General features: G+C 67.6%; 23 protein-coding genes. 20 read left to right on the top strand and 3 right to left on the bottom strand.

Annotated features, from left to right (window positions below):
• From ASE96_RS07995 to deoC, 3 genes are read left to right on the top strand one after another with little or no spacing between them, the layout of a single operon-like run.
• Positions 1-1491, top strand: a complete 1491-nt coding sequence (locus ASE96_RS07995; RefSeq protein WP_056428421.1) for a sugar ABC transporter ATP-binding protein — start codon at positions 1-3, stop codon at positions 1489-1491.
• Positions 1488-3479, top strand: a complete 1992-nt coding sequence (locus tag ASE96_RS07990; protein WP_056428417.1) for an ABC transporter permease/substrate-binding protein — start codon at positions 1488-1490, stop codon at positions 3477-3479. The genes ASE96_RS07995 and ASE96_RS07990 overlap by 4 nt, the downstream gene beginning before the upstream one ends.
• A 22-nt stretch (positions 3480-3501) precedes the next feature.
• Positions 3502-4176 carry a deoxyribose-phosphate aldolase gene (gene deoC, locus ASE96_RS07985; RefSeq protein ID WP_056428415.1) on the top strand — a complete coding sequence of 225 codons (675 nt, stop codon included), beginning with the start codon at positions 3502-3504 and terminating at the stop codon, positions 4174-4176.
• Positions 4177-4245: 69 nt separating this feature from the next.
• On the opposite strand, the gene ASE96_RS07980 is transcribed toward deoC, so the two are convergent.
• Both ASE96_RS07980 and ASE96_RS07975 read right to left on the bottom strand, forming a co-directional pair.
• A complete protein-coding gene (locus ASE96_RS07980) occupies positions 4246-5244 on the bottom strand; it encodes a bile acid:sodium symporter family protein (RefSeq protein WP_056428412.1) in 999 nt (332 codons plus the stop codon).
• Between the two features lie 115 nt (positions 5245-5359).
• Positions 5360-5740 carry a helix-turn-helix domain-containing protein gene (locus ASE96_RS07975; protein WP_056428408.1) on the bottom strand — a complete coding sequence of 127 codons (381 nt, stop codon included), beginning with the start codon at positions 5738-5740 and terminating at the stop codon, positions 5360-5362.
• 178 nt (positions 5741-5918) lie between these two features.
• Between ASE96_RS07975 and ASE96_RS07970 the strand changes: the two genes are divergently transcribed.
• From ASE96_RS07970 to ASE96_RS07940, 7 genes are all read left to right on the top strand, one after another.
• A complete protein-coding gene (locus ASE96_RS07970) occupies positions 5919-7442 on the top strand; it encodes a SulP family inorganic anion transporter (protein WP_056428405.1) in 1524 nt (507 codons plus the stop codon).
• A gap of 132 nt (positions 7443-7574) precedes the next feature.
• Positions 7575-8015, top strand: coding sequence for a protein-tyrosine phosphatase family protein (locus ASE96_RS07965; RefSeq protein WP_056428402.1), 441 nt, complete (start codon positions 7575-7577; stop codon positions 8013-8015).
• A gap of 122 nt (positions 8016-8137) precedes the next feature.
• Positions 8138-8422: a DUF1540 domain-containing protein gene (locus ASE96_RS07960; RefSeq protein ID WP_056428399.1), complete on the top strand. Its 285-nt coding sequence runs from the start codon at positions 8138-8140 to the stop codon at positions 8420-8422.
• A 148-nt stretch (positions 8423-8570) separates the two neighbouring features.
• Positions 8571-10145, top strand: coding sequence for a pyridoxal phosphate-dependent decarboxylase family protein (locus ASE96_RS07955; RefSeq protein ID WP_442853886.1), 1575 nt, complete (start codon positions 8571-8573; stop codon positions 10143-10145).
• Positions 10142-11515 (top strand): lysine N(6)-hydroxylase/L-ornithine N(5)-oxygenase family protein, encoded by a 1374-nt coding sequence (locus tag ASE96_RS07950; protein ID WP_056428396.1) that lies wholly within the window; start codon positions 10142-10144, stop codon positions 11513-11515. Before ASE96_RS07955 ends, ASE96_RS07950 begins: the two co-directional genes overlap by 4 nt.
• On the top strand, positions 11512-12075 hold the full coding sequence (locus tag ASE96_RS07945; protein ID WP_056428394.1) for a GNAT family N-acetyltransferase: 564 nt from the start codon (positions 11512-11514) through the stop codon (positions 12073-12075). Before ASE96_RS07950 ends, ASE96_RS07945 begins: the two co-directional genes overlap by 4 nt.
• Positions 12072-13973 carry an IucA/IucC family protein gene (locus ASE96_RS07940; RefSeq protein WP_056428391.1) on the top strand — a complete coding sequence of 634 codons (1902 nt, stop codon included), beginning with the start codon at positions 12072-12074 and terminating at the stop codon, positions 13971-13973. The genes ASE96_RS07945 and ASE96_RS07940 overlap by 4 nt, the downstream gene beginning before the upstream one ends.
• Positions 13974-13992: 19 nt before the next feature.
• Here ASE96_RS07940 and ASE96_RS07935 read toward each other — a convergent pair whose 3' ends face one another.
• The gene (locus tag ASE96_RS07935; protein ID WP_056428387.1) at positions 13993-15099 is read right to left on the bottom strand and encodes a GTP pyrophosphokinase; all 1107 of its coding nucleotides are present in this window, start codon (positions 15097-15099) and stop codon (positions 13993-13995) included.
• Between the two features lie 224 nt (positions 15100-15323).
• Between ASE96_RS07935 and ASE96_RS07930 the strand changes: the two genes are divergently transcribed.
• The 10 genes from ASE96_RS07930 (at position 15324) to ASE96_RS07885 (ending at position 24874) form a co-directional block, all read left to right on the top strand.
• Positions 15324-16118 carry an alpha/beta hydrolase gene (locus tag ASE96_RS07930; protein ID WP_056428384.1) on the top strand — a complete coding sequence of 265 codons (795 nt, stop codon included), beginning with the start codon at positions 15324-15326 and terminating at the stop codon, positions 16116-16118.
• 52 nt (positions 16119-16170) lie between these two features.
• Positions 16171-17562: a TrkH family potassium uptake protein gene (locus tag ASE96_RS07925; RefSeq protein ID WP_082492633.1), complete on the top strand. Its 1392-nt coding sequence runs from the start codon at positions 16171-16173 to the stop codon at positions 17560-17562.
• Positions 17555-18250: a potassium channel family protein gene (locus tag ASE96_RS07920; protein WP_235500165.1), complete on the top strand. Its 696-nt coding sequence runs from the start codon at positions 17555-17557 to the stop codon at positions 18248-18250. The genes ASE96_RS07925 and ASE96_RS07920 overlap by 8 nt, the downstream gene beginning before the upstream one ends.
• A gap of 77 nt (positions 18251-18327) precedes the next feature.
• Positions 18328-19677, top strand: coding sequence for a Na+/H+ antiporter NhaA (nhaA, locus tag ASE96_RS07915; RefSeq protein ID WP_056428380.1), 1350 nt, complete (start codon positions 18328-18330; stop codon positions 19675-19677).
• Between the two features lie 119 nt (positions 19678-19796).
• Positions 19797-21170 carry an MBL fold metallo-hydrolase gene (locus tag ASE96_RS07910; RefSeq protein WP_056428377.1) on the top strand — a complete coding sequence of 458 codons (1374 nt, stop codon included), beginning with the start codon at positions 19797-19799 and terminating at the stop codon, positions 21168-21170.
• A gap of 51 nt (positions 21171-21221) precedes the next feature.
• Positions 21222-22217, top strand: coding sequence for a carbohydrate kinase family protein (locus ASE96_RS07905; RefSeq protein ID WP_082492662.1), 996 nt, complete (start codon positions 21222-21224; stop codon positions 22215-22217).
• A gap of 9 nt (positions 22218-22226) precedes the next feature.
• Positions 22227-22733, top strand: a complete 507-nt coding sequence (locus tag ASE96_RS07900) for a YbhB/YbcL family Raf kinase inhibitor-like protein (protein WP_056428373.1) — start codon at positions 22227-22229, stop codon at positions 22731-22733.
• A 110-nt stretch (positions 22734-22843) separates the two neighbouring features.
• Positions 22844-23662 (top strand): HAD family hydrolase, encoded by an 819-nt coding sequence (locus ASE96_RS07895; protein WP_056428368.1) that lies wholly within the window; start codon positions 22844-22846, stop codon positions 23660-23662.
• Between the two features lie 100 nt (positions 23663-23762).
• Positions 23763-24011 (top strand): hypothetical protein, encoded by a 249-nt coding sequence (locus ASE96_RS07890; RefSeq protein ID WP_056428366.1) that lies wholly within the window; start codon positions 23763-23765, stop codon positions 24009-24011.
• 50 nt (positions 24012-24061) lie between these two features.
• Positions 24062-24874 (top strand): glycerophosphodiester phosphodiesterase, encoded by an 813-nt coding sequence (locus tag ASE96_RS07885; protein ID WP_056428363.1) that lies wholly within the window; start codon positions 24062-24064, stop codon positions 24872-24874.
• Positions 24875-24897: the final 23 nt, after the last annotated feature.

Genomic DNA, 24897 nt, shown 5'->3' with positions numbered 1-24897 from the left:
ATGACAGTCACCCTCAGCGGCATCACCAAGTCCTTCGGCCCCAACCGGGTGCTCCGCGGTGTCGACCTCAGCATCGAACCCGGCGAGATCGTGTCCCTCGTAGGCGAAAACGGGGCCGGAAAATCCACCCTGACCCGCATCATCGCCGGGGCCTACCAGCCCGATTCCGGTGAGATCACCATCGACGGCGTGCCGCGGAAGTTCAGCGGACCGCAGGACGCCATGGGCGCAGGCATCCAGGTCATCTACCAGGAACTGAAGAACAACCTGTTCCCGCAGCTGGACGTTGCCTCGAACATCTTTGCCCATGACGGCACCGGCGAGTTCGGCAGGTTGTTCGTCAACAAGGACAAGATGCATGCCCGCGCCGCCGAGCTCCTGAGCCAGGTGGGGATTGACCTCGACACCCGACTTCCGGTGGGGAAACTCAGCTTCGGCCAGCAGCAGCTCGTGCAGCTGGCCCGCTGCCTCAACCACTCGGTCAAGCTGCTCATCCTCGACGAGCCGACAGCCGCCCTTGACGACCGCGAATCGGAGCTCCTGTTCGCCCAAGTGCGCAAGATCCAGGCGGCCGGCGTCGCCGTGATCTACATCAGCCACCGGCTCCCCGAAGTCTTCGCACTGTCCGACCGCATTGTCGTGATGCGCGATGGCCGCGTATCGAAGACGGGAACCGCCGCCGAACTGACCGAAGCCGCCGTCGTGTCCGCCATGGTGGGCGGAGAGGTGGAGAACTTCTACCCCAAGGAACACCACGCCACGGACCGGGTCCGGCTGGATGTCCGGAACCTGGAATCGGCCGTCGTCAACGGGGTTTCCTTCCAGGTCCGGGCCGGAGAAGTCCTCGGGATCGGCGGCGTGATGGGCAGCGGTAAGGGCGAGGTCCTGCGCGCGCTGTTCGGACTGGACAACGCGGCCGGCTCCGTCAGCATCGACGGCAAGCCGCTGACACTGAAGTCGCCCCGGCACGCCATCACCGCCGGCGTGGCCTACCTGACCCCGGACCGCCAGGCGGAGGGCCTCACGCTAGCGCAGCCCATCTCGCACAACGAATCCCTGGCCACCCTTGGCGCCATCACCCGGAACGGGATTGTGACCCTGAAACGCGAGCGGGACCGGTGCCAGGAGATCTCCACCCGGCTCAGCGTCAAATGCAACAGCATTGACGACGCCGTCGGGACACTCTCCGGCGGCAACCAGCAGAAGGTCCTCCTGGCCCGCTGCCTGCTGAGCAACCCCGCGATCCTGCTGATGGAGGAACCCACGCGCGGCGTCGATGTGGGCGCGAAGGCGGAGATTTACTCCATCATCAACGACGTCGCCGCCCAGGGCGTCGCCGTCGTCCTTGTCTCGTCTGACCTGCCCGAACTAGTCGAAATGTCGGACCGGGTGCTGGTCATGCGCGGAGGCAGCATCAACGCTGAGCTGACCTCCGGCGCCCTGACCCAGCAGTCCGTCCTGGAACACGCAATGGAGACCGTATCCCGATGAAAAAAATATCCCTCTTCAGTGACCAGCTGCGCGCGGTGTGGATGCTGGCCTTCGTGGCCATAGCGCTTGTCTTCGCCACACCGCTGTTCCTGCAGCCGTCCAACATGCTCAACGTCCTGCTCACGGCCGCCGTCGTCGCCCTGATCGCTGCGGGGCAGACATACGTGATCATCCTCGCCGAGATCGATCTGTCCGTCGGAGCGGTCCTCGGCTTCAGCGCAATCACCACCGCCAGCGTGATCAGCCAATACGGTGTGGTGGCCGGGCTCGCCGCAGGCCTCGCGGTCGGCGCGCTGGCGGGCTTGATCAACGGTGTGCTGGTCACCAAAGCCAAAATGCCTTCGTTCATCGCCACGCTGGCAACAATGTCCATCTTCGCCGGACTGACGCTGCAGTTCTCCCAGGGCAACCCCGTGAAGGTGACCAACGAGGCGTTCCTGGCGCTGGGTCAGGGCAACCTGCTCGGCATTCCCACCCCGATCTGGATCATGCTGGTCCTCGGTGTGCTGTTCGGCTACATCCTGGCCCGCACACGGTACGGCCGCGAGCTCTACGCCACGGGCGACAACGCCGACGCCGCGCGGCTCGCCGGCATCAGCACCGACCGGGTCAAGATCCTGGCCTTCATGATTTCGGGCGTCCTCGCCGCGACCGCCGGGTTCATCCTTACCGCACGTCTCGGCACGGCACAGCCCACCGCCGGTACCGGCCTGGAGCTCGCTGCCATCGCAGCCGTGATCATCGGCGGGACCAGCCTCGCCGGCGGCCGCGGAGCGCTTCTGGGCACCCTGGTCGGCGCGGTCCTGCTGGCCATGATCGACAACGGGCTCAACCTGCTCAACGTCTCCCCGTTCCTGCAGAGCGTCGTCAAGGGCGCCGTGATCCTGCTGGCCGTGTTTGTGGACCGGAACTCCGGGGTCCTGATGCGCATCTTCCGGTCAGGGCGGCCCGCCGAGGCAACGCCCACGACGGCGCCCGCAACCGGCCCCGGCGCACCGGCTCCCCTCCTTCCGAAGGTCGCTATGATCTCCGTGGCGGGCCTCCTGGTGGTCGGCGCAGGCGTCACCACGGCCGTACGCTCCACGGACGACGGAAGCGCGGGGGCCGAGCAGAAATCGGCCACATTGGTCATCTCGACGCTCAACAACCCGTTCTTCGTCTCCGTCGGCGACGGCGCCAAGGACCAGGCCGCGAAACTCGGCGTGAACCTGGATGTCCAGAACGCCAACAACAACGACACGGCCGCGCTGAACCAGGCCACCACCGCGCTCGTGAAGAAGCCCGGAGTGCTGCTGCTTGACCCGACCTCGAGCGAAGCCGGCGGATCGATCACCGTCAAGGCCAACCAGGCAAACGTCCCCGTTGTCGCCTTCGACCGCGTGCCCGATCAGGGCAAACTGGCCGCCTTCATCGGCTATGACGCCGTCCAGGCGGGCAAGAACGGCGCCAAAGCCCTCTGCGACGCTGTCGGCGGTACCGGCAAAGTGGCTGAGCTGCAGGGCCTCCTCGGCACCAGCGTTGCACGGGACCGGTCCGAAGGGTTCAAAGCCGGAATGAAGGAATGCCCGGGCGTGCAGGTTGTCGCCGTGCAGTCCGCAGACTTCGACCGGGGCAAGGCCCTCGATGTCACCACCAACATCCTCCAGGCCAACCCGGGCATCACCGGGATCTACGGCGCCAACGATGAAATGGCGCTCGGCGCGGTGGCCGCCGTCAAGTCACGGGGACTGCTCGCCACGATCAAGATCGTCGGAAACGACGGAATCGGTGATGCCCTCGCCGCAGTGAAGAGCGGAGAGATGTACGCCACGAACGCCGAGTCCCCGTTCGCGCTCGGCCAGGAAGTCGCCAAGATCGGCCACGCCGTTGCCGCCGGCGAAAAAGTCGAAGAGTCCCGGGTGCTCCAGGGCAAGCTCGTCACCGGCAGCGGAGTCGACGAGTTCTGCTCCTACCTGCGCGGCATCGGCGACACGGCCACCTGCAAGTAGCCCCCTACCCCCAAGGAGAATCATGACTGAACTGAATGCGGCCGGCCTGGCCGGGATCGTGGACCACACCTTCCTACAGTCCACGGGAACCCGGGCCGAGGCCGAGGAGGCAGCCGCCGAAGCCGCCCGCCTAGGGGCCTGGTCGGTCTGCGTCTCGCCATCCATGCTGCCGCTGGCCGGCATTGGCACGGGAACCCGGATCACGGCGGTCTGCGGCTTCCCGTCGGGCAAGCACCACAGCAGCGTCAAGGCAGCGGAGGCCCGCGAGGCAGTGCGCAACGGTGCCGACGAGATCGACATGGTCATCGACGTCGGAGCGGTCCGGGCCGGTGACTACGACGCCGTCGAACGGGACATCAGCGCCGTCCGCGAGGCCGTGCCGGCGCCGACCGTGCTCAAGGTCATCCTGGAGACCGCGGCGCTGACGGATGAGCAGATCGTGCGGTGCTGTAACGCCGCTGAAAGCAGCGGAGCCGACTTCGTCAAAACCTCGACGGGCTTCCACGGGGCTGGCGGAGCCACAGTCCTCGCAGTCGAGCTGATGGCACGCACGGTGGGTCCGCGGCTTGGCGTCAAGGCCTCCGGGGGCATCCGGGACTGGGCCGCCGCTCAGGCCATGATCGCGGCAGGCGCCACCCGCCTGGGGCTGTCCGGGACCGCCGACGTCCTTAGCGGCGGACGCAGCACCGGGTACTAAACCTGTATCCCCTGCGGGCCGCCCGGCTGAAGCCGCGGCCCGCAGGGGGACGCTGTGGAGTTACAGCCGCTAAGCGTCACGCAGCGGGCGCCGCGCCAGCCAGGCCGCGACGACGGCGCCGGAGATGTTGTGCCAGAGTGAGAACACCGCGGAGGGCAGTGCGGTCAGCGGGCTGAAATGCGCCGTCGCCAGTGTGGCGGCCAGACCCGAGTTCTGCATGCCAACCTCGAAGGCCAGCGCCCGGCGTGCCTTGTCATCCAGACGCCCCAGCTTGCCGGCCAGGTACCCGAGGCCGAGGCCGAAGCCGTTGTGCAGCACTACAGCGAGGAACACGATCCCTCCGGCGGCGACGATCTTGCTGGCGCTGCCGGCGACCACAATCGCGACGATGAGTGAGATAACGACGGCGGACGCCCAGGGCAGGGCCGGCAGTACTTTGGCCACGAGCTTCTTGAGGAACAGGCGTGCCAGCAGGCCGGCGATCACCGGCAGGAGAACCGTCTTGACGATGTCCAGGACCATGCCGCCGGCGTCGATCTGCAGGTAGGACCCGGCCAGGAACAGGACCAGCAGCGGCGTCACCACCGGGGCGATCAGTGTCGACACAGAGGCGATCGCGACCGAAAGTGCGACGTCGCCCTTGGCCAGGAACGCCATCACGTTGGACGCGGTGCCCGAGGGCGCGCAGCCGACGAGGATGAGCCCCACGGCCAGTTCCGGTGGGAGATTCAATGCGACGGCGATGATCCAGTCGGCACCGGGCATGATGACGTAGTGCGCCACAATACCGAGAACGACGGCCCAGGGGCGCTTGGCCACGGAGGCGAAGTCGGGCGGCGTCAGCGTCAGGCCCATGCAGAACATGATGATGCCCAGCAGGTACGGCACGCTGGGACCGAGGTGCTTAAAAGCGCCCGGCACCAGGTAGCCCGCGACGCCCGCGACGACGACGAGCAGCGGGAAGATGGTGACCGCGATGCGGGCGATCTTCGCCTCGGCGGCGAGGGCTGGGTTGGCCGGGACCGCGCCGGTCTCGGGGGCAGACGAAGTTTTGGTTGCCTCAAGCATCCAAATATGGTGCCATCGCGACCACACCTAAGCCAGTTCGTGACTGCCCGGTCCGAGAATATGTCCGATTTTAGGAAGTTCGCTGGCGTACCGCTGACCGGGCAGTAGAGCGTGCCTATGCGGTGATGCGCCCTAGCATGGCGATGAAGTCGTCCGCCTGCGCGAGGTTGCGGGCCATTTTGGCGCGCTGGTGTGCGGCCTGTTCCAGGATTCCCGCGAGACGCGCGGCAGATCCTGGCGCGCCCGGTCCGTTCGCAAGAAGACCCAGGATCTCGGCCATTTCCTCCAGTGAGAACCCCAGCGGCTTCATCTGCTTGATAACCATCAGACGCTCGAAATCATCCTCTGAATAGACGCGAAAGCCGCCGTCGGTGCGCGCCGTCGCGGGCAGTAGCCCGACGTCGTCATAGTGACGGATGGTCCGCAGTGACAGGCCGGTCCTGTCCGCCAATTCGCCGATGTGCATGGTGCTGGTGCTGCCGGTTTTAGCCGTCATCAGGGTCTCCGTTCTGTTCTGATTTAAACCCTACCATCACGTTAGGGTAGGGTTTGGGTGGTGGGGTTGAGACCTTAGAGACTAATTCCCCCTCATGCCGGCGCGGCGCTGCGCCCCTCAATCATTAGCAGAACGAAGCCGCCGTCGCGCGTCTTCTTGACCACGAACGGAGCCAGCAATGGCCGTCGCAAAAGCCGAACACCCTCCGGTGTTCGCTCCAGAACAGCTGCAATCCGTCCGGTTGACCCTGAGGTCACCGCGCCGGCTCAAAACCGAGATCCTCGGCGGGCTCGTCGTCGCGCTGGCGCTCATCCCGGAGGCCATCGCGTTTTCGATCATTGCCGGCGTGGACCCGCGGATCGGGCTGTTCGCGTCCTTCACCATGGCGGTGACGATCGCCTTCGTCGGCGGCCGTCCCGCGATGATTTCGGCGGCCACCGGCGCCGTTGCCCTCGTGATCGCCCCGCTGGTGAAGTCGCACGGCCTGGACTACCTCGTCGCCGCCGTCATCCTGGCCGGCATCTTCCAGATCATCCTAGGCTTGTCCGGCGTGGCGAAGCTGATGCGCTTCATTCCCCGCTCAGTGATGGTGGGCTTCGTCAACGCCCTGGCCATCCTGATCTTTCTGTCCCAGGTCCCCGAGCTGATCGGCGTGCCGTGGCTGGTCTATCCGCTCACCGCGGCGGGCCTCCTGATCGTCTTCGGCCTGCCCCGGCTCACCAAGGCCGTGCCCGCACCGCTCGTCGCGATCGTGGTCCTGACCCTTGTCACCGTCCTGGCCGCCGTCGCGGTCCCCACGGTGGGGGACAAGGGTGCGCTGCCGGACTCGCTGCCCTCGCTGTTCGTGCCAAACGTGCCGTTCACGCTCGAAACACTGCAGGTCATCTTCCCGTTCGCGCTGGCCATGGCGTTCGTGGGGCTGTTGGAATCCCTCATGACCGCCAAGCTCGTAGACGACATCACGGACACCCGCTCACCCAAGACCCGCGAGGCCTGGGGGCAGGGCGTCGCGAACATCGTCACCGGCTTCTTCGGCGGCATGGGCGGCTGCGCGATGATCGGCCAGACCATGATCAACGTCAAAGCTTCCGGCGCGCGGACGCGCATCTCCACGTTCCTCGCCGGCGTCTTCCTGCTCATTCTCGTGGTGGTTCTCGGCGACATTGTGTCCCTGATCCCCATGGCCGCCTTGGTGGCCGTGATGATCTTCGTTTCCGTCGCCACCTTCGACTGGCACAGCATCCACCCCCGGACACTGAAGATGATGCCCAAGAGCGAAACCGCGGTCATGCTGGCCACCGTCATCGTCACCGTCGCTACCCACAACCTCGCGATCGGAGTCGGAGTCGGCGTACTCGTGGCCATGGTGATGTTCGCCCGCCGCGTGGCCCACTTCGTCACCGTGGAACGGACCGTCAAAACCATCGGCGGCCACGAAACGGCTACCTACGTCGTGGACGGAGAGCTGTTCTTCGCGTCCTCCAACGACCTCTACACCCAGTTCGAATACGCCTTGGATCCCGAGCACGTGGTCATCGACATGCACGCCTCGCACCTGTGGGACGCGTCCACCATCGCAGCGCTGGACGCCATCACCGAGAAATACCACCATCACAGCAAAGACGTGAAGGTCATCGGCCTCAACGACGCCAGCATCCTGATGCGCGAACGCCTCGGCGGCAAGCTCGGCGCCGGCCACTAGGCTGCGTTCCCGCCCAGTAACTTCTGCCCGGGCCCGGAAGACACCGATGTGTCCGAGGTTTTTGGCCGGTCTTCGGGTACCGGACGGGAGCGTGCGGTGCGTGTCGCCGACGGAAGGACTACGCTCGGGATCATGACGGAGACCTGGGAGCCGGGCAAGGAGGGAGTCCTTGAACTCCCGTCCGGCCGGCTTGTCCGCGGCCGGGGGCTGATCAGGCCGATTCCGGCCGGCCCGCGGCCCGTGTTTGGCCTGTACCTGCTGGGAAACCGTCCGGCGCCGGTGGCCTGGGAATCCCGCTGGGTCCGCTGGCGGGATTTCGGCCTGCCGGCCGACGACGCCGACACCCTGGACGCCCTTATGGAGGCGTGGCGCCGAGCCGAGACCGAGCGGGTTGAGGTCGCGTGCTGGGGCGGCCGCGGGCGGACCGGAACCGCCCTGGCCTGCCTGGCCATCCTCGACGGCGTCCCGCCCGCGGAGGCCGTGGCCTTCGTGCGCGCACACTATCGCCGGGGCGCCAGCGAGACCCCGTGGCAGCGGAAGTACGTCGCCCGGTTCCGGAGGCCCATGGCGTAGCGCGCTAGTCGAGCTCGCCGGCATTAGGTAACACAATTGGGTCTTTTTGTTTGCCGTGGACGGGCCTACCGTGGACACACTGAGCCGCCAGCCCGGGTGGCCGGAGCACGGAGGAATATCCCATGACGACGCATGTAGCCGACTGCAGTGTGACCAATTGCTCCTTTAACGACCACTCCAACTGCAACGCCGCAGCCATCACCGTCGGCGGGGCCGAGGATCACGCCTCCTGCGCCACATTCATCGATATCGGCGTTCACGGCGGGTTGCCCAAGGTGCTGGCCGACGTCGGTGCCTGCCAGCGTTCCGAATGCGCCCATAACGACCACCTGATGTGCAAGGCGACCGAGGTGCACGTGGGTCCAGGCGTCGACAACGCTGACTGCCTCACCTACGCCCACCGGTAGCGCCCGCCATAATCCGGAGGCGGCACTCATCCTTTCCACTCGTTAGCCGTCCCCGACGGGAATTAAGTCACATAAGTTTGACGTTAAGGTTCGCCTAAGTAAGGGTTAGCTTAGTCGATGCTACTCACGTCAAACAAAGGATCTTTCTGTGGCGCCCGTCATTCCCGCGGATTTTCACCCCCTGTCTCCCAGCACCGAGACCGGATCCGGTTCACCGGCACAGCTGCTGCACAATGCCACCGCCCACCTCTTCAACGCCCGCAATGCGGGCGGCTACACGGCCCGGGTTCTTGAGGGTGTCGCGGCGGTGGCCGGCAAAGTCTCGCAGTGCACCCGCCCCTTTACCGGGGCCACGCCCGCCGAGCTCAAGAGCCGCGTAGACGCCGTGGACCTGGGCACCCCGCTGGCGGATACCGCCGCTGCCCTTGACGAGCTGGAGGGCGTCTACCTCCGGGACGCTGTCTACTTCCACGACGCCAAGTACGCAGCGCATCTGAACTGTCCCGTCGTGATCCCGGCACTCGTCGCCGAGGCTGTCCTGTCCGCGGTGAATTCTTCAATGGACACCTGGGACCAGAGCGCGGGCGCCACCATGATCGAACGCAGGCTCATCTCATGGGCAGCCGGGCAGCTCCAGCTGGGCGGCTCCGCCGACGGCGTGTTCACCTCGGGCGGGAGCCAGTCCAATTTCCAGGCCCTCCTGCTGGCACGGAACCAGGCCGTGGAGTGGCTGAAGCTCGACCCGGAAAATGACGGGCTCCGGCTGCCTTCCCTTCTGGAGAAGCTGCGCATCTTCACCTCGGCGGACAGCCACTTCAGCATCCGGAAGTCGGCGTCCATGCTGGGACTGGGGTACGACGCCGTCGTGTCCGTGCCCTGCGGCCCGGAGCACCGGATGGATCCCGTGGCGCTGGGCGGGGAACTGGCGCACGCCCGCAACGAAGGCCTCGTGCCCATGGCGGTGGTGGCAACGGCCGGCACCACCGACTTCGGGGCGATCGACCCCCTCGACGAGCTGGCCGCGGCGGCCCGTGAGCATGGTGCCTGGTTCCACGTGGACGCGGCGTACGGCGGCGGGCTCATGGTGTCCGCGCGGCACCGGCATCTGCTGGACGGGATCCACCGGGCGGATTCGGTCACCGTAGACTTCCACAAGACCTTCTTCCAGCCGGTCAGCTCGAGCGCGTTGCTGGTCCGCGACGCGGCGACCCTCCGGCACGTGACCTACCACGCCGACTACCTGAACCCGGTCTCCGCCGTCGACCGCCCCAACCAGGTGGACAAAAGCATCCAGACCACCCGCCGTTTTGACGCCCTGAAGCTCTGGCTGACGCTGCGGATCATGGGCGCCGATGCCCTCGGGGCGCTTTTCGACGGGGCCATCGACCTGGCGTCGAGCGTGGCTAAGGTCCTGGCCTCGGATCCGGACTTTGAGCTCGCCGCAGCGCCGCAACTGAGCACGCTCGTGTTCCGGTACCGCCCCCGGCAACCGGACGGGAGCCGCTTGGCCGAGGACACGGCGGACCGCCTCAACCAGGACATCCGCTCCGCCGTCTTCTCCTCGGGCGAGGCCGTGGTGGCGGGGACCACCGTGGCGGGCCGGCACTACCTGAAGTTCACCCTGCTGAACGCCGAGGCCCGCGTGGAGGACATCCGCAGCATCATTGACCTGCTCCGGACCACCGGGGCATTGCTGCTCGAGGACGCGGAGGTGTCGGCATGAACGCAGGCAACCAGAGCGCAAGCCGGCGCGTCCACGATTTCGCCGCGATCGGCGTCGGGCCGTTCAACCTGGGCCTCGCCGCGCTGAGCGAACCTGTCGACGGGCTGGACGGTGTTTTCCTGGAACGCCGGGAATCCTTCGACTGGCACCCGGGCATGATGCTGGAGCCCGCGCACCTGCAGGTTCCGTTTATGGCCGACCTGGTCACCCTGGCGGACCCGACGTCGCCATACTCGTTCCTGAACTTCCTCAAGCAGACCGGACGGCTGTACCGGTTCTACATCCGGGAGAACTTCTATCCGCTGCGCGCCGAGTACAACCAGTACTGCCAGTGGGTGGCGGGCCAGCTGGATTCCGTCCGGTTCGACACGGACGTCCGGGAGATCGGTTACGACGACGGCGTGTACCGGCTGGCGCTGGAAGGCCCGGACGGGCCGGAGGTGCTGCACGCCCGGCGGCTGGTCCTGGGCACCGGCACCTCGCCCTACGTGCCGGCGGCCTGCGACGGCATAGTCGACGCCGGCGGACTGGTCCTCCACAACGCCGAGTACCTGCCGCGGAAGAGTGAACTGCTGCAGCAGCGGAGCATCACGATCGTGGGCAGCGGCCAGAGCGCTGCCGAAATCTACTACGAGCTGCTGCAGGAGATCGACGCCCACGGCTACCGGCTGAACTGGGTTACCCGCTCGGGCCGGTTCTTCCCGCTCGAGTACACCAAACTGACCCTTGAAATGACGTCGCCCGAATACGTGGATTACTTCCACGCGCTCCCGCAGGAACGGCGCGACGGCCTGGTCAAGAGCCAGAAGAGCCTCTACAAGGGCATCAACTCCGAGCTCATCGACGCCATCTACGACCTCCTGTATGCCAAGAGCCTCCCGGGCATCGTGGAGACCCGGCTGCTGACGCACTCGGCGCTCACCGGCGCGTCCTGGAACCCGGCAACCGGCTCCCACACCCTGCAGCTGCGGCACGAGGAGCAGGACACCGACTACTCGCTGGAGACCGACGCCGTGGTGCTCGCCACCGGGTACGGCTACCGGGAGCCGGAGTTCCTTGCCGGCGTGCAGGACCGCATCGCCCGGGACAGCCTCGGCAGGTTCGCCGTCGACCGCAACTACAGCACCGGCGTCGAACCCGGCGAGATCTTCGTCCAGAACGCCGAGCTGCACACCCACGGGTTCGTGACGCCCGATCTGGGCATGGCCGCCTACCGCAATTCCTGCATCCTGCGAGACATCACCGGCCGCGAGGTCTACCCGGTGGAACAAAGCATCGCGTTCCAGCAGTTCGGAACGCGGGAGCCCGCCGGGTTCCCGGGCGGCGTCCGAAAGGCTGCTGACCGTGAGCCGGCAGGAGTGAACGCATGAGTTTCACCTTCCGCTGCTTCGACCCGGACACCGACGCACCCCTCCTCCACAGCTGGGTCACCCGGCCCTATGCCTCCTTTTGGGGGATGCAGTCCGCCACCGTGCAGGACGTCGCGGAGGAGTACGCGACGATCCAGTCCACCGGCCACCACCATGCGCTGATGGGGCTCGACGGCGGCGTCCCCGCCTTCCTGATGGAGGAGTACCTTCCGCCGCTGTCGCCGCTGGCCGGTGTGTACGCCACGCAGTCCGGCGATATCGGGATGCACCTGCTGGTCGGCCCGCCGGAGGGGCCGGTCCGGACCGGCTTCACCACCCGGGTGATGGAGGCGGTGCTGGACCGGTTGTTCGCCGACCCGGGCGTGGGGCGCGTGGTGGTTGAGCCTGACGCCCGGAACCACAAAATCCATGCCCTCAACGCGCGGCTTGGCTTTCAGCCTGCCGGGGAGGTGGTCCTGCCCGGCAAGACTGCGCTGCTCAGCTTCTGTACCCGGGAGGCCTTCCACGCTGCCCGCGTTAACCTCCATTCATCCCCGATCCGCCAGGGAGCCCCGCTATGACCACCGCTGAACTCGAATCCGTCCTCACGGCCGGCAACGCAACCGTCCACCTGACCCCCGAACGCTGGGCCGTCGCCAACCGGCACGTGGTCCGCAAGGCCCTTGCCGAGTTCTCGCATGAACGGATCCTCACGCCGGAACTCCTGGGGCCCGGTCCCGTTGCCGCGGAGCCCGCCCGCTACCGCGTCACCAGCGACGACGGCTCGGTGGAGTACCGGTTTTCGGCCCGGAAACTGGAGCTCGACCACTGGTCCATCGTGGACATGTCCATCCGCCGCCTCGAGGCGCGGGCATATCCCGACATGCCCGCGCCAGCGGCCGAAGAATGGGCATGTCCCCAAGGGGAGGCGGAGCTCGATGCCCTGCGATTCATTACCGAGTTCCGGGACACCCTGGGGATCCGCGAGGAGATGCTCCCGGTCTACCTCGAGGAAATCAGCAGCACGCTCTCCAGCCACGCCTACAAGCAGTGGATGGGCCAGCCCTCCTCCGCTGAACTGGCAGCCGGGGTGACCGGCGGGGCGGATGCCGCCATCGATTTCCAAACCATCGAACGGAGCATGACCGAAGGCCACCCCTGTTTTGTGGCCAACAACGGCCGGCTGGGCTTCGGCATCGCGGACTACCGCTCCTTCGCCCCGGAGACCGGTGCCCCCGTGCAGCTCGAGTGGATCGCGGTGCACCGGAACCAGGCCACCTTCACGTCCGCCGAGGGCCTCAGTTACCGGAACCACCTCGACGCCGAACTGGGGGCGTCCGCCGTCGCGTACTTCGACGAAGAGCTGGGCGCCCGGGCCCTGGACCCGGCGGACTATTTCCTGATGCCGGTCCACCCGTGGCAGTGGGACAACAAGCTGACGGTGACGTTTGCGGCCGAAATAGCGCAGGAGCGCATCGTCCATCTGGGGATAGGAGCGGACAGCTACCAGGCCCAGCAGTCCATCAGGACGTTCTTCAACACGGTGTCGCCGGAGAAGTGCTACGTCAAGACGGCCATGTCCGTGCTGAACATGGGGTTCATGAGGGGGCTGTCGCCGCAGTACATGAAGGCCACCCCGGCCATCAACGACTGGCTCCGCGACCTGATCCTCGGCGACGCCGCCCTGCAGAAGCGCCGGCTGACGCTCATCCGCGAGGTGGCCGCCATCGGCTATCACAACGGCCACTACGAGGCCGCGTCGGCGAAGGGTTCACCGTACCGGAAGATGCTGTCCGCGCTGTGGCGGGAAAGCCCCGTGCCGCTCCTGGAGGACGGGCAGCAACTGGCCACCATGGCGTCCCTGCTCCACGTCGACGCCGCGGGAAGGCCCATGGTGTCCGCGCTGATCGAGCGTTCCGGGCTGGCGCCCACGGCGTGGCTGCGCCGGTATTTCGAGGCGTATCTCGTCCCGCTGGTCCACTGCCTCTATGCCTACGAGCTGGCGTTTATGCCGCACGGCGAAAACGTCATCCTGATTCTCGAGGATGGCGTGCCGGTCAGCGCCGTCATGAAGGACATCGCTGAGGAGATCGTGGTGATGGGTGACCGGCTGGAGCTGCCCGACGACGTCGCCAGGATCAAGGCCGAGATCCCCGACGAGGAGAAGGTCCTGGCGATTTTCACCGACGTCTTCGACTGCATCTTCCGGTTCCTCAGCGCGCTGCTGGAGGAAGACGGCACGCTCAGCGGTGAGGAATTCTGGCGGACCGCCGCGGCCGTCCTCCGGGAGTACCAGGGCGAGCACCCCGAGCTCGCGGAGCAGTTTGCCCGGCATGAGCTGTTCGCCTCGGATTTTCCGCTGTCCTGCCTCAACCGGCTGCAGCTGCGCAACAACCAGCAGATGCTGGACCTGGCCGACCCCTCCGGCGGACTGCAGATGGCCGGCCGGCTGCAGAACCCACTGGCACGGTTCGCCTGACAGGGGCTGGCCCGGCGGCCTACCCCTGCGTCAGGCGGTACCGCTCGATCTGCTTAAGACGGCGCAGGAGGCTGTCGCGCCGGGGGTGCGGGACGGCGTCGGCCGGTTCGGCGGTGAGGTCGATGTGTTTGGTGCCGTACTGCCAGAGCAGCAGGTCATCGAGGAGCCGGTCCGGGCCGGGGGAGTAGCGGTGGTCCAGGGCCCTGCGGACCTCGGTGATCCGGTTGGCGCTCAGCAACCCGGCCAGCTGCATGGTCTGGTTGAGGCCGTGGGCGGCCATCAGCTCGGCGGCCCAGCCCCAGTCGTCGTCGACCTTCCGGTCCACGTGCGGCAGGAGAGTGCGCCAGACGTCGCGGATCCGGTTCGGCGTGAGCTGGGCTGCCCCTTCGCCGTCCATGTCCCAGTAACTGCGGACCTCTTCGTAACGTTCGTGCAGGTCAGCGAAGGCACCCTCCACGGTTTCCAGCATGGCCGCGGTGGCGGTGAACTGGCGGTCGAAGTGCGGGGTCCACGCCCGCGGGTCCTCGGCCTTAAAGCGGATATCGTGCTCGATCTCGCTCCAGGCGTGCGCGAACACAGTGCGGATCTGGCATTCGAAAAAGTAGCTGCCGTTCGCCGGGACCTCCGGGTTGAAGGCCTGCTGGTACTCCTTAACCGCCTCGTTCTGGATGGTCCGCAGGATCAGGTGGCGGCTGGAATAGCCGTAGGTCCCCGACTCGATGGAGCCGATATCCTTCTCGCGGTCGCCGCGGCAGTCGAAGAGCTGGCGCTGGCGCTTGATGATGTTGGCCACCACCGCGTTTTCCGCCGGCAGCTTCGTGATCACGCGGACGCCCACCATGTCATTCAGGGTCCGGAACGGATCCGGGAACTTCAGCACCGGCGGACCGCCCGGTTCCAGCGGCTCCTCAGTGCGGGAGATCTTCTCGCGGAAGGACTCGACCGTCTTGGTGCGCCCGGTAACGAACAGCGGCGTCACCTCCGTGCCCTTGAGCATGCTCCGCAGCGTCAGCAGGACCTCGCGGGTGACCAGCTTCAGGGCAGGACGCACCCGCTCGTAGAGTTCCACGTTTTCCTGCACGGACTCGCGCAGTTTCGGGTCCAGTCGATCCCAGTTACTCGCCATGCGTCCAGCTTACGGCCGGGGTACGACGGCGGCGGGCTGACACCCCCGCGGTGACGGCCCGCGGCCAACCCGAGCCCGATGCCGCCTTGCACCCTGCCGCGCGGCGCTCAAGGTAGGCTCGGCACATGGCTGATGTGCGGCGTCGGGCTCTCATCGCGGCCGCAGCGACGGTGACTCTGGGGGCAGTCTCCGCCGCCTGTTCACCGGGCCCCAAGGAGGACAGTGTGAAGCGGCAAAGGTACAGCTACGGCGATGACTCCAGCCAGTGGGGGGAACTCTTCCTGCCGGAGGCAGCCGGCACCAAGGGTGTGGTGGTGGTCATCCACGGCGGATACTGGCGCTCCCAGTACGGCGCGGAACTCGGCGAACCCCTGGCCAAGGACCTCGCGGCGCACGGCATGGCGGCCTGGAACCTGGAGTACCGCCGCGCCGGGAACGGCGGAGGCTGGCCGCACACCTTCTCGGACGTGCTCGCCGGCATCGACAAACTCGGCGAGATCGCCGGTGAGCACGGCCTTGACCTGGACCGGGTGGTGGCGCTGGGGCACTCCGCCGGCGGGCACCTCGCGGTCTGGGCTGCGGGGCGGGGCCGCCTTGCCCAGCTCGGCGCCCCTGACGCAGACCGGCAGTTGATCCGCAAGGACGACGGCGGCGCGGTGCACCTGACCGGCGTCGTCAGCCAGTCCGGTCTGCTCAACCTCGCTGAAGCCGAACGGCTGAACCTCAGTAACGGCGCGGTCAGCAACCTGCTGGGCGGCTCCTCGGAAAAATACCCCAAACGGCATAAGTATGCCGATCCGATGAGCGCAGTGCCGCTGAAGATCCCCGTCTATGCCGTTCACGGCACGGACGACGACACCGTCCCCGTGAGCCAGTCCGATTCCTACGCGGCGGCAGCCAAATCCGCCGGCGCCCCGGTCCAGCTCCTGAAGGTCCCGGGCGACCACTTCGCCCTGATCGACCCGAAGGCTGCCGCGTACCGGAAGTGCCGCGAACTGGTGCAGTTACTGCTCGGCTGACCTCCGTCAACCACGGACGCACGGCCGCACGGCCGGTGATAGCGTGGCGCCTATGCAAGTCGAAGTTCCCGCGGTTCTGCGCGCCCTGGCTGCGGGCTCCACCCGGTTCGTCCGGGCGTTCGCGCCGCGCCACCCCGCCCAGGTGATCGTGCTGGGCTTCGCCGCGGCCGTCGCCGTCGGGACCGGACTGTTGTTGCTCCCGGTGGCCAAGGCCGGCGGCGGCGGAGCCAGCCTGCTGGAAGCGCTGTTCACCGCCACGTCCGCCGTCTGCGTCACCGGCCTGATCACCGTGGACACTCCTGTCTTCTGGAGCGGCTTCGGCCAAGTGGTCATCCTGGTCCTCATCCAGGTCGGCGGCTTCGGTGTGATGTCCTTCGGCACGCTGCTTGGGGTCCTGACCGCCCGTCGGCTGGGCCTGAAATCCCGGATATCTGCCGCCGCCGAGACGAAAAGCAGCGGCTTCGGCGACGTCCGCCGTGTGCTGGTCGGTGTTCTGCTCATCAGTGTGATCGTGGAAACAGTGCTGGCGTTGATTCTCGCGGTCCGCTTCAGGGCCGGTTACGGCTACGGGCTGGGCGACGCGCTCTGGCACGGGGTGTTCCATTCGATCTCGTCCTTCAACAACGCCGGCTTTGCCTTGTACTCGGACAACCTCATGGGGTTCGTCGGAGATCCCTGGATCTGCCTGCCGATCGCGGCCGCCGTGATCATCGGCGGACTCGGATTCCCGGTCCTCTTCGAACTGGGCCGGCAGTACCGGCGTCCGATCCTCTGGAGCATGAACACCAAACTCGTCGTCGTCGGCTCGGCCGTCCTCCTGGCCGGCGGGACCGTGTTCCTCACTGCCGTTGAATGGGCCAACCCGGCCACACTGGGCGGCCTCCATCCCGCCGAGCGCGTGCTCGCCGGCTTTTTCCAGTCCGTCATTACCCGCACCGCCGGCTTCAACAGCATCGACATTGCCCAGATGGATCCGGTGTCGTGGCTGGGCATGGACATCCTGATGTTCATCGGCGGCGGCCCGGCCGGTACGGCCGGCGGCCTGAAAATCACGACGTTCGCCGTGCTGTTCTTCATTCTCAGCACCGAGCTGCAGGGCGGGACGGCCGTGAACATCTTCGGCAAGCGGCTTTCCCGCGCTGTGCACCGCCAGGCCATTACCGTGGTGCTGCTGGCGATCGCCCTGGTCACCGGGTCCACGATGTTCCTGATGCTGATCACCGACTTCGGGCAGGAACGGATCCTGTTCGAGGTCGTTTCGGCCTTCGCCACGGTGGGGCTGTCCACCGGGATCACGGCCGGCATGCCGCCGGCCGGACAGCTCGTACTGATCCTGCTGATGTTCGTTGGGAGGCTGGGCCCGGTCACGCTGGGCGCGGCACTGGCCCTGCGCGAACGACCCCTGCTCTATGAATACCCCAAGGAAAGGCCCCTCATTGGCTAGGAATATCTTCTCGTCCCACTCCGCCGCCGCCAGTGACAAGGCGTCCTCGGTGGTGGTCATCGGCCTGGGCCGCTTCGGCGGCTCGCTGGCACTGGAACTGGAGGCCCAGGGTACCGAAGTCCTCGGCATCGACGCCAGCGAGGAAATCGTCCAGTCCTTCAACGGGCGGCTCACCCACGTGGTCAGGGCCGACTCCACCAAGGAAGAGGCGCTGCGCCAGCTCTCGGTCCACGAATTCGACCGTGCCGTCGTCGGAATCGGCTCGGACATCGAAGCCAGCATCCTGACTACATCACGGATCCTGAAATTCCAGCGCCCCCAGATCTGGGCGAAGGCCATCAGTGAACCGCACGCCGAGATCCTGGGCCAGCTCGGCGTCGAGCACGTCATCCGGCCCGAACACGACATGGGCAGGCGCGTCGCGCACCTGGTCCTCGGTTCAATCCTTGACTACGTGGAATTCGAGGACGACTTCGTGATGATCCGCACCAGCCCGCCCTCCGCCGTCCGGGACCGGCCGCTGGGCGTGCTCGGACTCCGGGACAAGTTCGGGGTCACCATCGTGGCCGTCAAGCGTCCCGGCGGCACCTGGGGGCACACGACGGCGCAAACGGTGCTGTACGACGACGACCAGATCATCGTCCAGGGCAGCAAAGCCAAGGCCGAACGGTTCAGCACCATGCCCTGACCCACTAGACTGGGACACAGGTGCGCCGGGAAGTCTGGTCGGCATAGTTCAGTCGACCCAAATTTTAGGACTCCCGCATGAGCCCCACACCCCCTCCCACCCGGCCGCGTTTGACGATCTTCGGCCGTGGCAGCTACGCCGAATCCCTCCGGATCGGCGAGATCCTCCGCAAGGAGACGGTCGGCGGCGCCCTGCTCGTCGCGGCGGCCGTGATCGCACTCATCTGGGCCAACTCGCCGGCGTCCGAGAGCTACTTCGCCCTGCGGGACTTCAAATTCGGTTACGAACCCTGGCACCTGGAACTGAGCCTGGGCGCGTGGGCGGCCGACGGGCTGCTCGCCATCTTCTTCTTCCTGGTGGGCCTCGAACTCAAGCGCGAGTTCATCGCCGGGGACCTGCGGCAGATCAACAAGTCGATCGTGCCGGTCGCGGCGGCCGTGGGCGGCGTCGCCATCCCGGCCATCATCTACACGATCGTCAACTTTGCCAGCCCGGAGACCCTCCGCGGCTGGGCAATCCCCACCGCCACCGACATCGCCTTCGCCGTCGCTGTGCTGGCCATCATCGGCTCGCATCTGCCCAGCGCCCTGCGGATCTTCCTGCTCACCCTGGCCGTCGTGGATGACCTGATCGCCATCACCATCATCGCCGTCTTCTACACCAGCGACCTCCAGCCCATGCCGCTGCTGCTGGCCCTGATTCCCCTGGGCATCTACACCTATCTGGCGCATAGGTACCGGCGCTTCTTCAAAATCCAGGCGTCAGCCGCGTGGCTGATCCTGCTGCCGCTGGGTGCCGTCACCTGGGCCCTCGTCCACGCCTCCGGGATCCACGCGACAGTGGCCGGTGTGCTGCTCGGCTTCGCCGTCCCGGTCCTGCGGTCGAAGGCCAGCGGCGGCCCGGAGGCCGGCCCGGGCCTCGCGGAGGTCTTCGAGCACCGGTTCCGCCCGATATCGGCCGGCGTCGCCGTTCCGATCTTCGCGTTTTTCTCTGCCGGTGTGGCCGTGGGCGGCTGGGAAGGGCTCGGCTCGGCCCTGACTGACCCGGTGGCTGTCGGCATCATCATGGCCCTGGTCCTCGGCAAGCCGCTCGGCATCATGGGCACCACCTGGCTGCTCACCAAGGTCACCAAGGCCCGGCTGGACACGAGCTTCAAGTGGATCGACGTCTTTGGGGTGTCCCTGCTGGCCGGCATCGGCTTTACGGTTTCGCTCCTCGTGGCGGAGCTGAGCTTCGGCCACGGCAGCCTCCACGACGACCACGCCAAGGTGGGCATCCTCGCGGCCTCCGTGCTGGCGGCCCTGCTGGCAATGACGGTGCTGCGGACCCGGAACCGGCAGTACCGGAAGGCCGAAGAGGAGGAGAAAGTCGACGCGGACCACGACGGGATCCCTGATGTGTACCAGCAGGGCGGCACCGCCCAGTAGTCCGGCCCAGCTGCCGGCCCAGCCAGCCCGGCGCACGCCGCACGAGGCTTGCGCTCATACCCTCAGGGGTTTGACCATGGAAGCGAGAGGCACAGATCGCCGGACCGCAGGAGTGAATCATGGACGTCATCGTCATCGAGACCACACAACTCGGGGACCGCAGCTACCTCGTCCATGACGGCTCCGTGGCGCTGGTCATCGACCCGCAGCGCGACACAGACCGCGTCGAGGCGGCCGCGCGCGGCGCCGGCGTGCGAATCACCCATGTCGCCGAGACGCACATCCACAACGACTACATCACCGGCGGGCTCGAACTGGCCAGGGCGCACGGCGCGAGCTACCTCGTGAACGCCGCGGACCCGGTTACTTTCGAGCGGCAACCGATCGCGGACGGGCAGACCGTCCGGGTCGGTGCGTTGTCGGTCAAAGCCGTCGCGACACCTGGCCACACCCACACCCACCTGTCCTTTATCGTGAACGACGGCGAGCAGCAGGCCGTTTTCTCCGGCGGAAGCCTCCTCTACGGCTCGGTGGGGCGCACGGACCTGGTCGGCACCGAGGACACGCTCGGCCTGACCCATGACCAGTACGCTTCGGTGCGCCGCCTCGCCGGGGAGGCCGCTCCCGGCGCCGGCCTGTTCCCGACCCACGGTTTCGGGTCCTTCTGCTCCTCCGGCCCGGCCAGCGGCGCGGGATCGTCCACCATCGGCGCACAGCTCACCAGCAACCACGCCCTGACGGACCCCGACGAGGACCACTTCGTCCAGGAACTCATCGCCAACCTCACGGCCTACCCCTCCTATTACGCCCACATGGGGGTCGCCAACACCGCCGGCCCCGGCCCCGCTGACCTGACCGTGCCGGAAGCCCTCGACGCCGGGGAGCTCATGCGCCGGCTGGAGGCCGGTGAGTGGGTGGTGGACCTGCGCCGCCGCGTGGCCTTCGCCAGCAGCCACCTCAAGGGAAGCGTGAGCTTTGGCTACGGGAACAGCTTCAGCACCTATCTCGGCTGGGTGATGCCGTGGGGCGAGCAACTGACCCTCGTCGGATCCCGCGCCGATGTGGAGAACGCCATCCGTGACCTCGCCCGCATCGGCGTCGACTCGCCCGACGCCGCCCTCGGCACGGACCCGCACTTCCTGGCGCCCCGCGCCGCCGTCGCGTCCTTTCCCTGCGTGGGCTGGGACGGCGTCCCGGCCACCCGCTCCGGCGGCGCTGACGCCGTCGTCGACGTGCGGCGGACCGAGGAGTACGCCGCCTCGCGGGTGGCGGGGCCCGTCAATGTCCCGCTGCACGAACTGCTGCCGCGCCTGGCCGATCTCCCCGTCGGGAGGCTGTGGGTGCACTGCACCTCCGGCTACCGGGCCGGCATCGCCGCGAGCCTGCTGCAGCGCGCCGGCAGGGATGTGGTCCTCATCGATGCGAGGTTCGACGACGCGGAGGCCGCCGGGATCCAGCTGGAAAAGTCGGGGGTCGCCTTCGGTGGCGGCTAGGCCCGCCGAAACACTGGGGCACCGGCCCGCGTTCTCTGGCAGAGTATGAGCATGCTCACAGTTATAGGCGAGGGCCTGGTTGATGTGGTCCAGCGTTCCTCCGGTATCCAGGCCCACGTGGGCGGCAGCCCCCTCAACGTCGCCGTGGGGCTGGCCCGGCTGGACCATCCGGTGCAGTTCATCGGCCGCTACGGACGCGACGCCTACGGCGAATCGGTGGCCGCCCACCTGAAGTCCAGCTCGGTGCTCCTCCCGGTAGGCCCGGACGAGCTCCCCACGTCCGTGGCCACCGCCCTGATCGACGACGACGGCGCCGCCAGCTACACGTTCGAGCTCGCGTGGGAGCTTCCCGGGCTCGCGGACCGGTTGCCGTTTATGTTGCAGGCAACGACGCTGCTGCATTCCGGTTCGATTGCCACGATGCTGGCCCCGGGCGCCGCCGAGGTGCTCTCCGCCGTCGAGCATGCCCATCCCTTGGCGACCATCAGCTTTGACCCCAACTGCCGGCCCAGCATCATCGCCGACGTCGACTACGCTCGCCGGCAGGCGGAAAAGTTCGTCACCCTGGCTGACGTGGTCAAGGCCTCGGACGAGGACCTCGAATGGCTGTACCCGGGCGAGGATCCGCTGGACTCGGCCCGGCGCTGGCTGTCGCTCGGCGGTTCGGAAGGCCCCGCCATGGTGGTGGTCACGCGCGGCGCCCAGGGGCCCTGGGGCGTGAACGCCGCCGGCGAAGCGGACTTCCCGGCGCCGTCCGTGAAAGTGGCCGACACGGTGGGCGCCGGGGACTCCTTCATGGCGGCGCTGCTGTCCGCCATCGTGGACCTGGGCCTGGACGGGGCGCAGAACCGCAAGGACCTGCGCGGGCTCTCCGCCGAAAGCCTCCGGGATCTCCTGGCCCACGCCGCCCGGGCCGCCGCCGTCACCGTGTCCCGGGCCGGCGCCAACCCGCCCACCCGCGCGGAACTGAACCGGATGGAGGCCGGCGCGCAGGCACCCAAGAAAACGGGTCACGATGCTGAAAGTGCAGAACTCCCCAGCAACTGAAAGGCAGCCATGACACACCACGATGCCCCGTCCTTCCGCGTCAGCAGTGAGTCATTCCAGGACGGCCAGACCCTCCCGCCGGCCCAGCGCGGCGCCTCAACCGGCACTGGCGCCAGGGACGAGTCCCCGCAACTGAGCTGGAGCGGCGCCCCCGCCGGGACCTTGAGCTACGCCGTCACCGTGTTCGACCCCGACGCCCCCGGCCGCGGCGGTTTCTGGCACTGGGCCGTGCTGGACCTCCCCGCGGGCGTCACTTCCCTGCCGGCCGGGGCGGGATCTCGCCACGGGCACCTGCCGCCCGGCGCCTTCCAGCTGAAGAACGACGGCGGCGCCACCGGCTACCTCGGGGCGGCGCCGCCCAGGGGCCATGGCCCGCACCGGTACATCATCACGGTCCACGCCCTCGGTACAGCGCACTCCGGGCTCGACGCCGGAGCCCACCCCGCGAAACTCGAAGCAAAGCTCGCCCCGCACACCCTGGCCAAGGTGAGCCTGACCGGTATCTACGAGCGCTGAGCCGCGCCGAGTTCGACGTCGGCGACGTCGGCCGCACAGGACACGGTTCCGTGCAGCCCCAGGGCTCTGCCCCCGCGCCGAGGCAGGCACCGCCAACGTAGACTGGCGGTATGCGGCTGGTAGCAAGTGACATTGACGGAACGATCCTCGGCCACGACGGCAAAATCAGTGACCGGACCGTCCGGGCCTTTCACGCGTGCCGGGAGGCCGGCGTCGAACTGGTCTTTGTCACCGGCCGCCCGCCGCGCTGGCTCCACCCGCTGCAGGACCGGCTGGGCCACACCGGAACGGTCATCTGCTCCAACGGCGCCGTCGTCTGGGACCTTGAGGCGGACCGCCTTGTGTCGGCCCGGGGTCTGCAGCTCGACGCCGTCTTCGAGGCGCGCCGCATCATCCAGCGTCTGCGCCCCTCCGCCGTCTTCGCCGCCGAGACACTGACCGGCTTCCACCTGGAACCGGGGTTCCTCAACTCCGGCAGCAGCGCATTGCTGGCTGAGGTGACCCCCGCGCCGCTGCACAGCACCCTTACGGCCGTAGACACCGTGGTGAAGTTCATGGCCATCGTCCGGGAGGGGACGGCCGACGAGTTCCTGGCTGAGGTGACCCCCGCCGTCGCTCACCTGGCCGCCGCGACGCATTCGGCGCCGAACATGGCCCTGCTGGAGCTGTCCTTGCCCGGTGTGAACAAGGCCGTCACACTCGCCGAATATGCGGCCTCCCTTGGCGTGGACTCCGCCGACGTCGTGGCCTTCGGGGACATGCCCAACGACATCGAGATGCTGCGCTGGGCCGGCGACGGTTACGCGATGGCCAGCGGCCACCCGGAAGCCATCCTCGCCGCCGGGCAGCAGGCCCCGCACTTTGACGACGACGGCGTCGCCCAGATCCTCGAGGCGAAGCTGGCTGCCCTGGGCGTCCGGTTGCCCTGACCCGCAGTCACCGGACTCCCAGCTCCCGGTCAACTGGCGTTCACCTTGGCGTCCTACGCTGACAGCTCACGACGGATCAGCTGACTGACGGTGGGAAATCATGGCCAGGTACCGCACGAAGAACATGGACGACACGCCCCTGCGCCCGGCGGCGCCGGACGCGCACTGGAAAAGCCTGCAGCGGGGCGACCGCGTCAGCGTGCGGCTGGCGCCGGGCTACGAAACCGGTGGCCGGGTGGAAGCCGTAACGGCGGACCACACCGCCGTCTGGGTGGACCTCGACGGCGGCCGGGGCCGCACGCTGCTGCACTGCAGCGACGGCGTGGAGATCCTCCCGCCCGCCAACTGACCTGCGCCGGCAGGCCCGCGAGGCCCGCGGGGCTCGGATAGGCTTCAGGTGTGAGCACCCCGCACCCGTTTTTTGCCTCCGGTTCTGCCGGTGGCGACGGCCCTGATCTTCCCCTGGCCATGGCCCACCGCGGCTTCTCCCGGGATGGCCTGGAGAATTCCATGGCGGCGTTCCGCGCCGCCGTCGAGCTGGGGTTCCGGCATCTCGAGACGGACGTCCACACCACCGCCGACGGCGTCCTGCTGCTGTTCCACGACGAAACCCTGGACCGCGTCACGGACGGCCGCGGCCGGATCTCGGAACTCCCGGCGGAGGCCGTGGCCCGGGCAAGGATCGGCGGCACGGAACCCATCCCCCTGTTCGAGGAACTCGCCACGGCCTTCCCGGACGTCCGGCTCAACCTCGACGTCAAGGACTGGAACTCGGTGGACGCCCTGGCGGCGGCGATCGAACGGTACGGCCTGCACGACCGGGTGCTGATTGCCAGCTTCTCGGACCGTCGACGGCGGGCCGTGCTCAAGCAGTTGAGCCGCCCCGCCGCGGGTTCGGCCGGAATCGTGTCCAACGCGCTCTTCGTCCTGCTGGGCCCGGTGCTCCCGGCGTCCCTGCTGCGCCTCACGGCAGGGCGTGCGCTCCGGGGGGTCCAGGCGCTGCAGGTCCCGGTCAGCTACGGCGCCGTACCAGTCGTGACGCCCGGCTTCGTCCGGCGCGCCCACCTGCACGGGCTGCAGGTGCACGTCTGGACGGTCAACGATCAGGCGGAAATGCGACGCCTGCTGGACCTTGGGGTGGACGGGATCGTCACCGACCGCGCGGACCTGCTCAAGAACGTCCTGCTGGAACGCGGCCGCTGGGCCGGTTGACCCGGGTTGACCCCAGTTGACGC

It is taken from the genome of Arthrobacter sp. Leaf69 (assembly GCF_001422645.1).
Taxonomy (GTDB): Bacteria; Actinomycetota; Actinomycetes; order Actinomycetales; family Micrococcaceae; genus Arthrobacter.
This window is presented reverse-complemented; position numbering and strand designations above follow the sequence as displayed.

Excerpts from the sequence above, each read along its gene's own strand:
- ASE96_RS07950 (WP_056428396.1), top strand. The coding sequence starts at position 10,142 with ATGAACGCAGGCAACCAGAGCGCAAGCCGGCGCGTCCACGATTTCGCC.
- ASE96_RS07975 (WP_056428408.1), bottom strand. The coding sequence starts at position 5,740 with ATGACGGCTAAAACCGGCAGCACCAGCACCATGCACATCGGCGAATTG.
- ASE96_RS07900 (WP_056428373.1), top strand. The coding sequence starts at position 22,227 with ATGACACACCACGATGCCCCGTCCTTCCGCGTCAGCAGTGAGTCATTC.
- deoC (WP_056428415.1), top strand. The coding sequence starts at position 3,502 with ATGACTGAACTGAATGCGGCCGGCCTGGCCGGGATCGTGGACCACACC.
- ASE96_RS07910 (WP_056428377.1), top strand. The coding sequence starts at position 19,797 with ATGGACGTCATCGTCATCGAGACCACACAACTCGGGGACCGCAGCTAC.
- ASE96_RS07935 (WP_056428387.1), bottom strand. The coding sequence starts at position 15,099 with ATGGCGAGTAACTGGGATCGACTGGACCCGAAACTGCGCGAGTCCGTG.
- ASE96_RS07980 (WP_056428412.1), bottom strand. The coding sequence starts at position 5,244 with ATGCTTGAGGCAACCAAAACTTCGTCTGCCCCCGAGACCGGCGCGGTC.
- ASE96_RS07995 (WP_056428421.1), top strand. The coding sequence starts at position 1 with ATGACAGTCACCCTCAGCGGCATCACCAAGTCCTTCGGCCCCAACCGG.
- ASE96_RS07925 (WP_082492633.1), top strand. The coding sequence starts at position 16,171 with ATGCAAGTCGAAGTTCCCGCGGTTCTGCGCGCCCTGGCTGCGGGCTCC.
- ASE96_RS07905 (WP_082492662.1), top strand. The coding sequence starts at position 21,222 with ATGCTCACAGTTATAGGCGAGGGCCTGGTTGATGTGGTCCAGCGTTCC.
- ASE96_RS07970 (WP_056428405.1), top strand. The coding sequence starts at position 5,919 with ATGGCCGTCGCAAAAGCCGAACACCCTCCGGTGTTCGCTCCAGAACAG.
- ASE96_RS07890 (WP_056428366.1), top strand. The coding sequence starts at position 23,763 with ATGGCCAGGTACCGCACGAAGAACATGGACGACACGCCCCTGCGCCCG.
- ASE96_RS07990 (WP_056428417.1), top strand. The coding sequence starts at position 1,488 with ATGAAAAAAATATCCCTCTTCAGTGACCAGCTGCGCGCGGTGTGGATG.
- ASE96_RS07895 (WP_056428368.1), top strand. The coding sequence starts at position 22,844 with ATGCGGCTGGTAGCAAGTGACATTGACGGAACGATCCTCGGCCACGAC.
- ASE96_RS07960 (WP_056428399.1), top strand. The coding sequence starts at position 8,138 with ATGACGACGCATGTAGCCGACTGCAGTGTGACCAATTGCTCCTTTAAC.
- ASE96_RS07965 (WP_056428402.1), top strand. The coding sequence starts at position 7,575 with ATGACGGAGACCTGGGAGCCGGGCAAGGAGGGAGTCCTTGAACTCCCG.
- nhaA (WP_056428380.1), top strand. The coding sequence starts at position 18,328 with ATGAGCCCCACACCCCCTCCCACCCGGCCGCGTTTGACGATCTTCGGC.
- ASE96_RS07940 (WP_056428391.1), top strand. The coding sequence starts at position 12,072 with ATGACCACCGCTGAACTCGAATCCGTCCTCACGGCCGGCAACGCAACC.
- ASE96_RS07945 (WP_056428394.1), top strand. The coding sequence starts at position 11,512 with ATGAGTTTCACCTTCCGCTGCTTCGACCCGGACACCGACGCACCCCTC.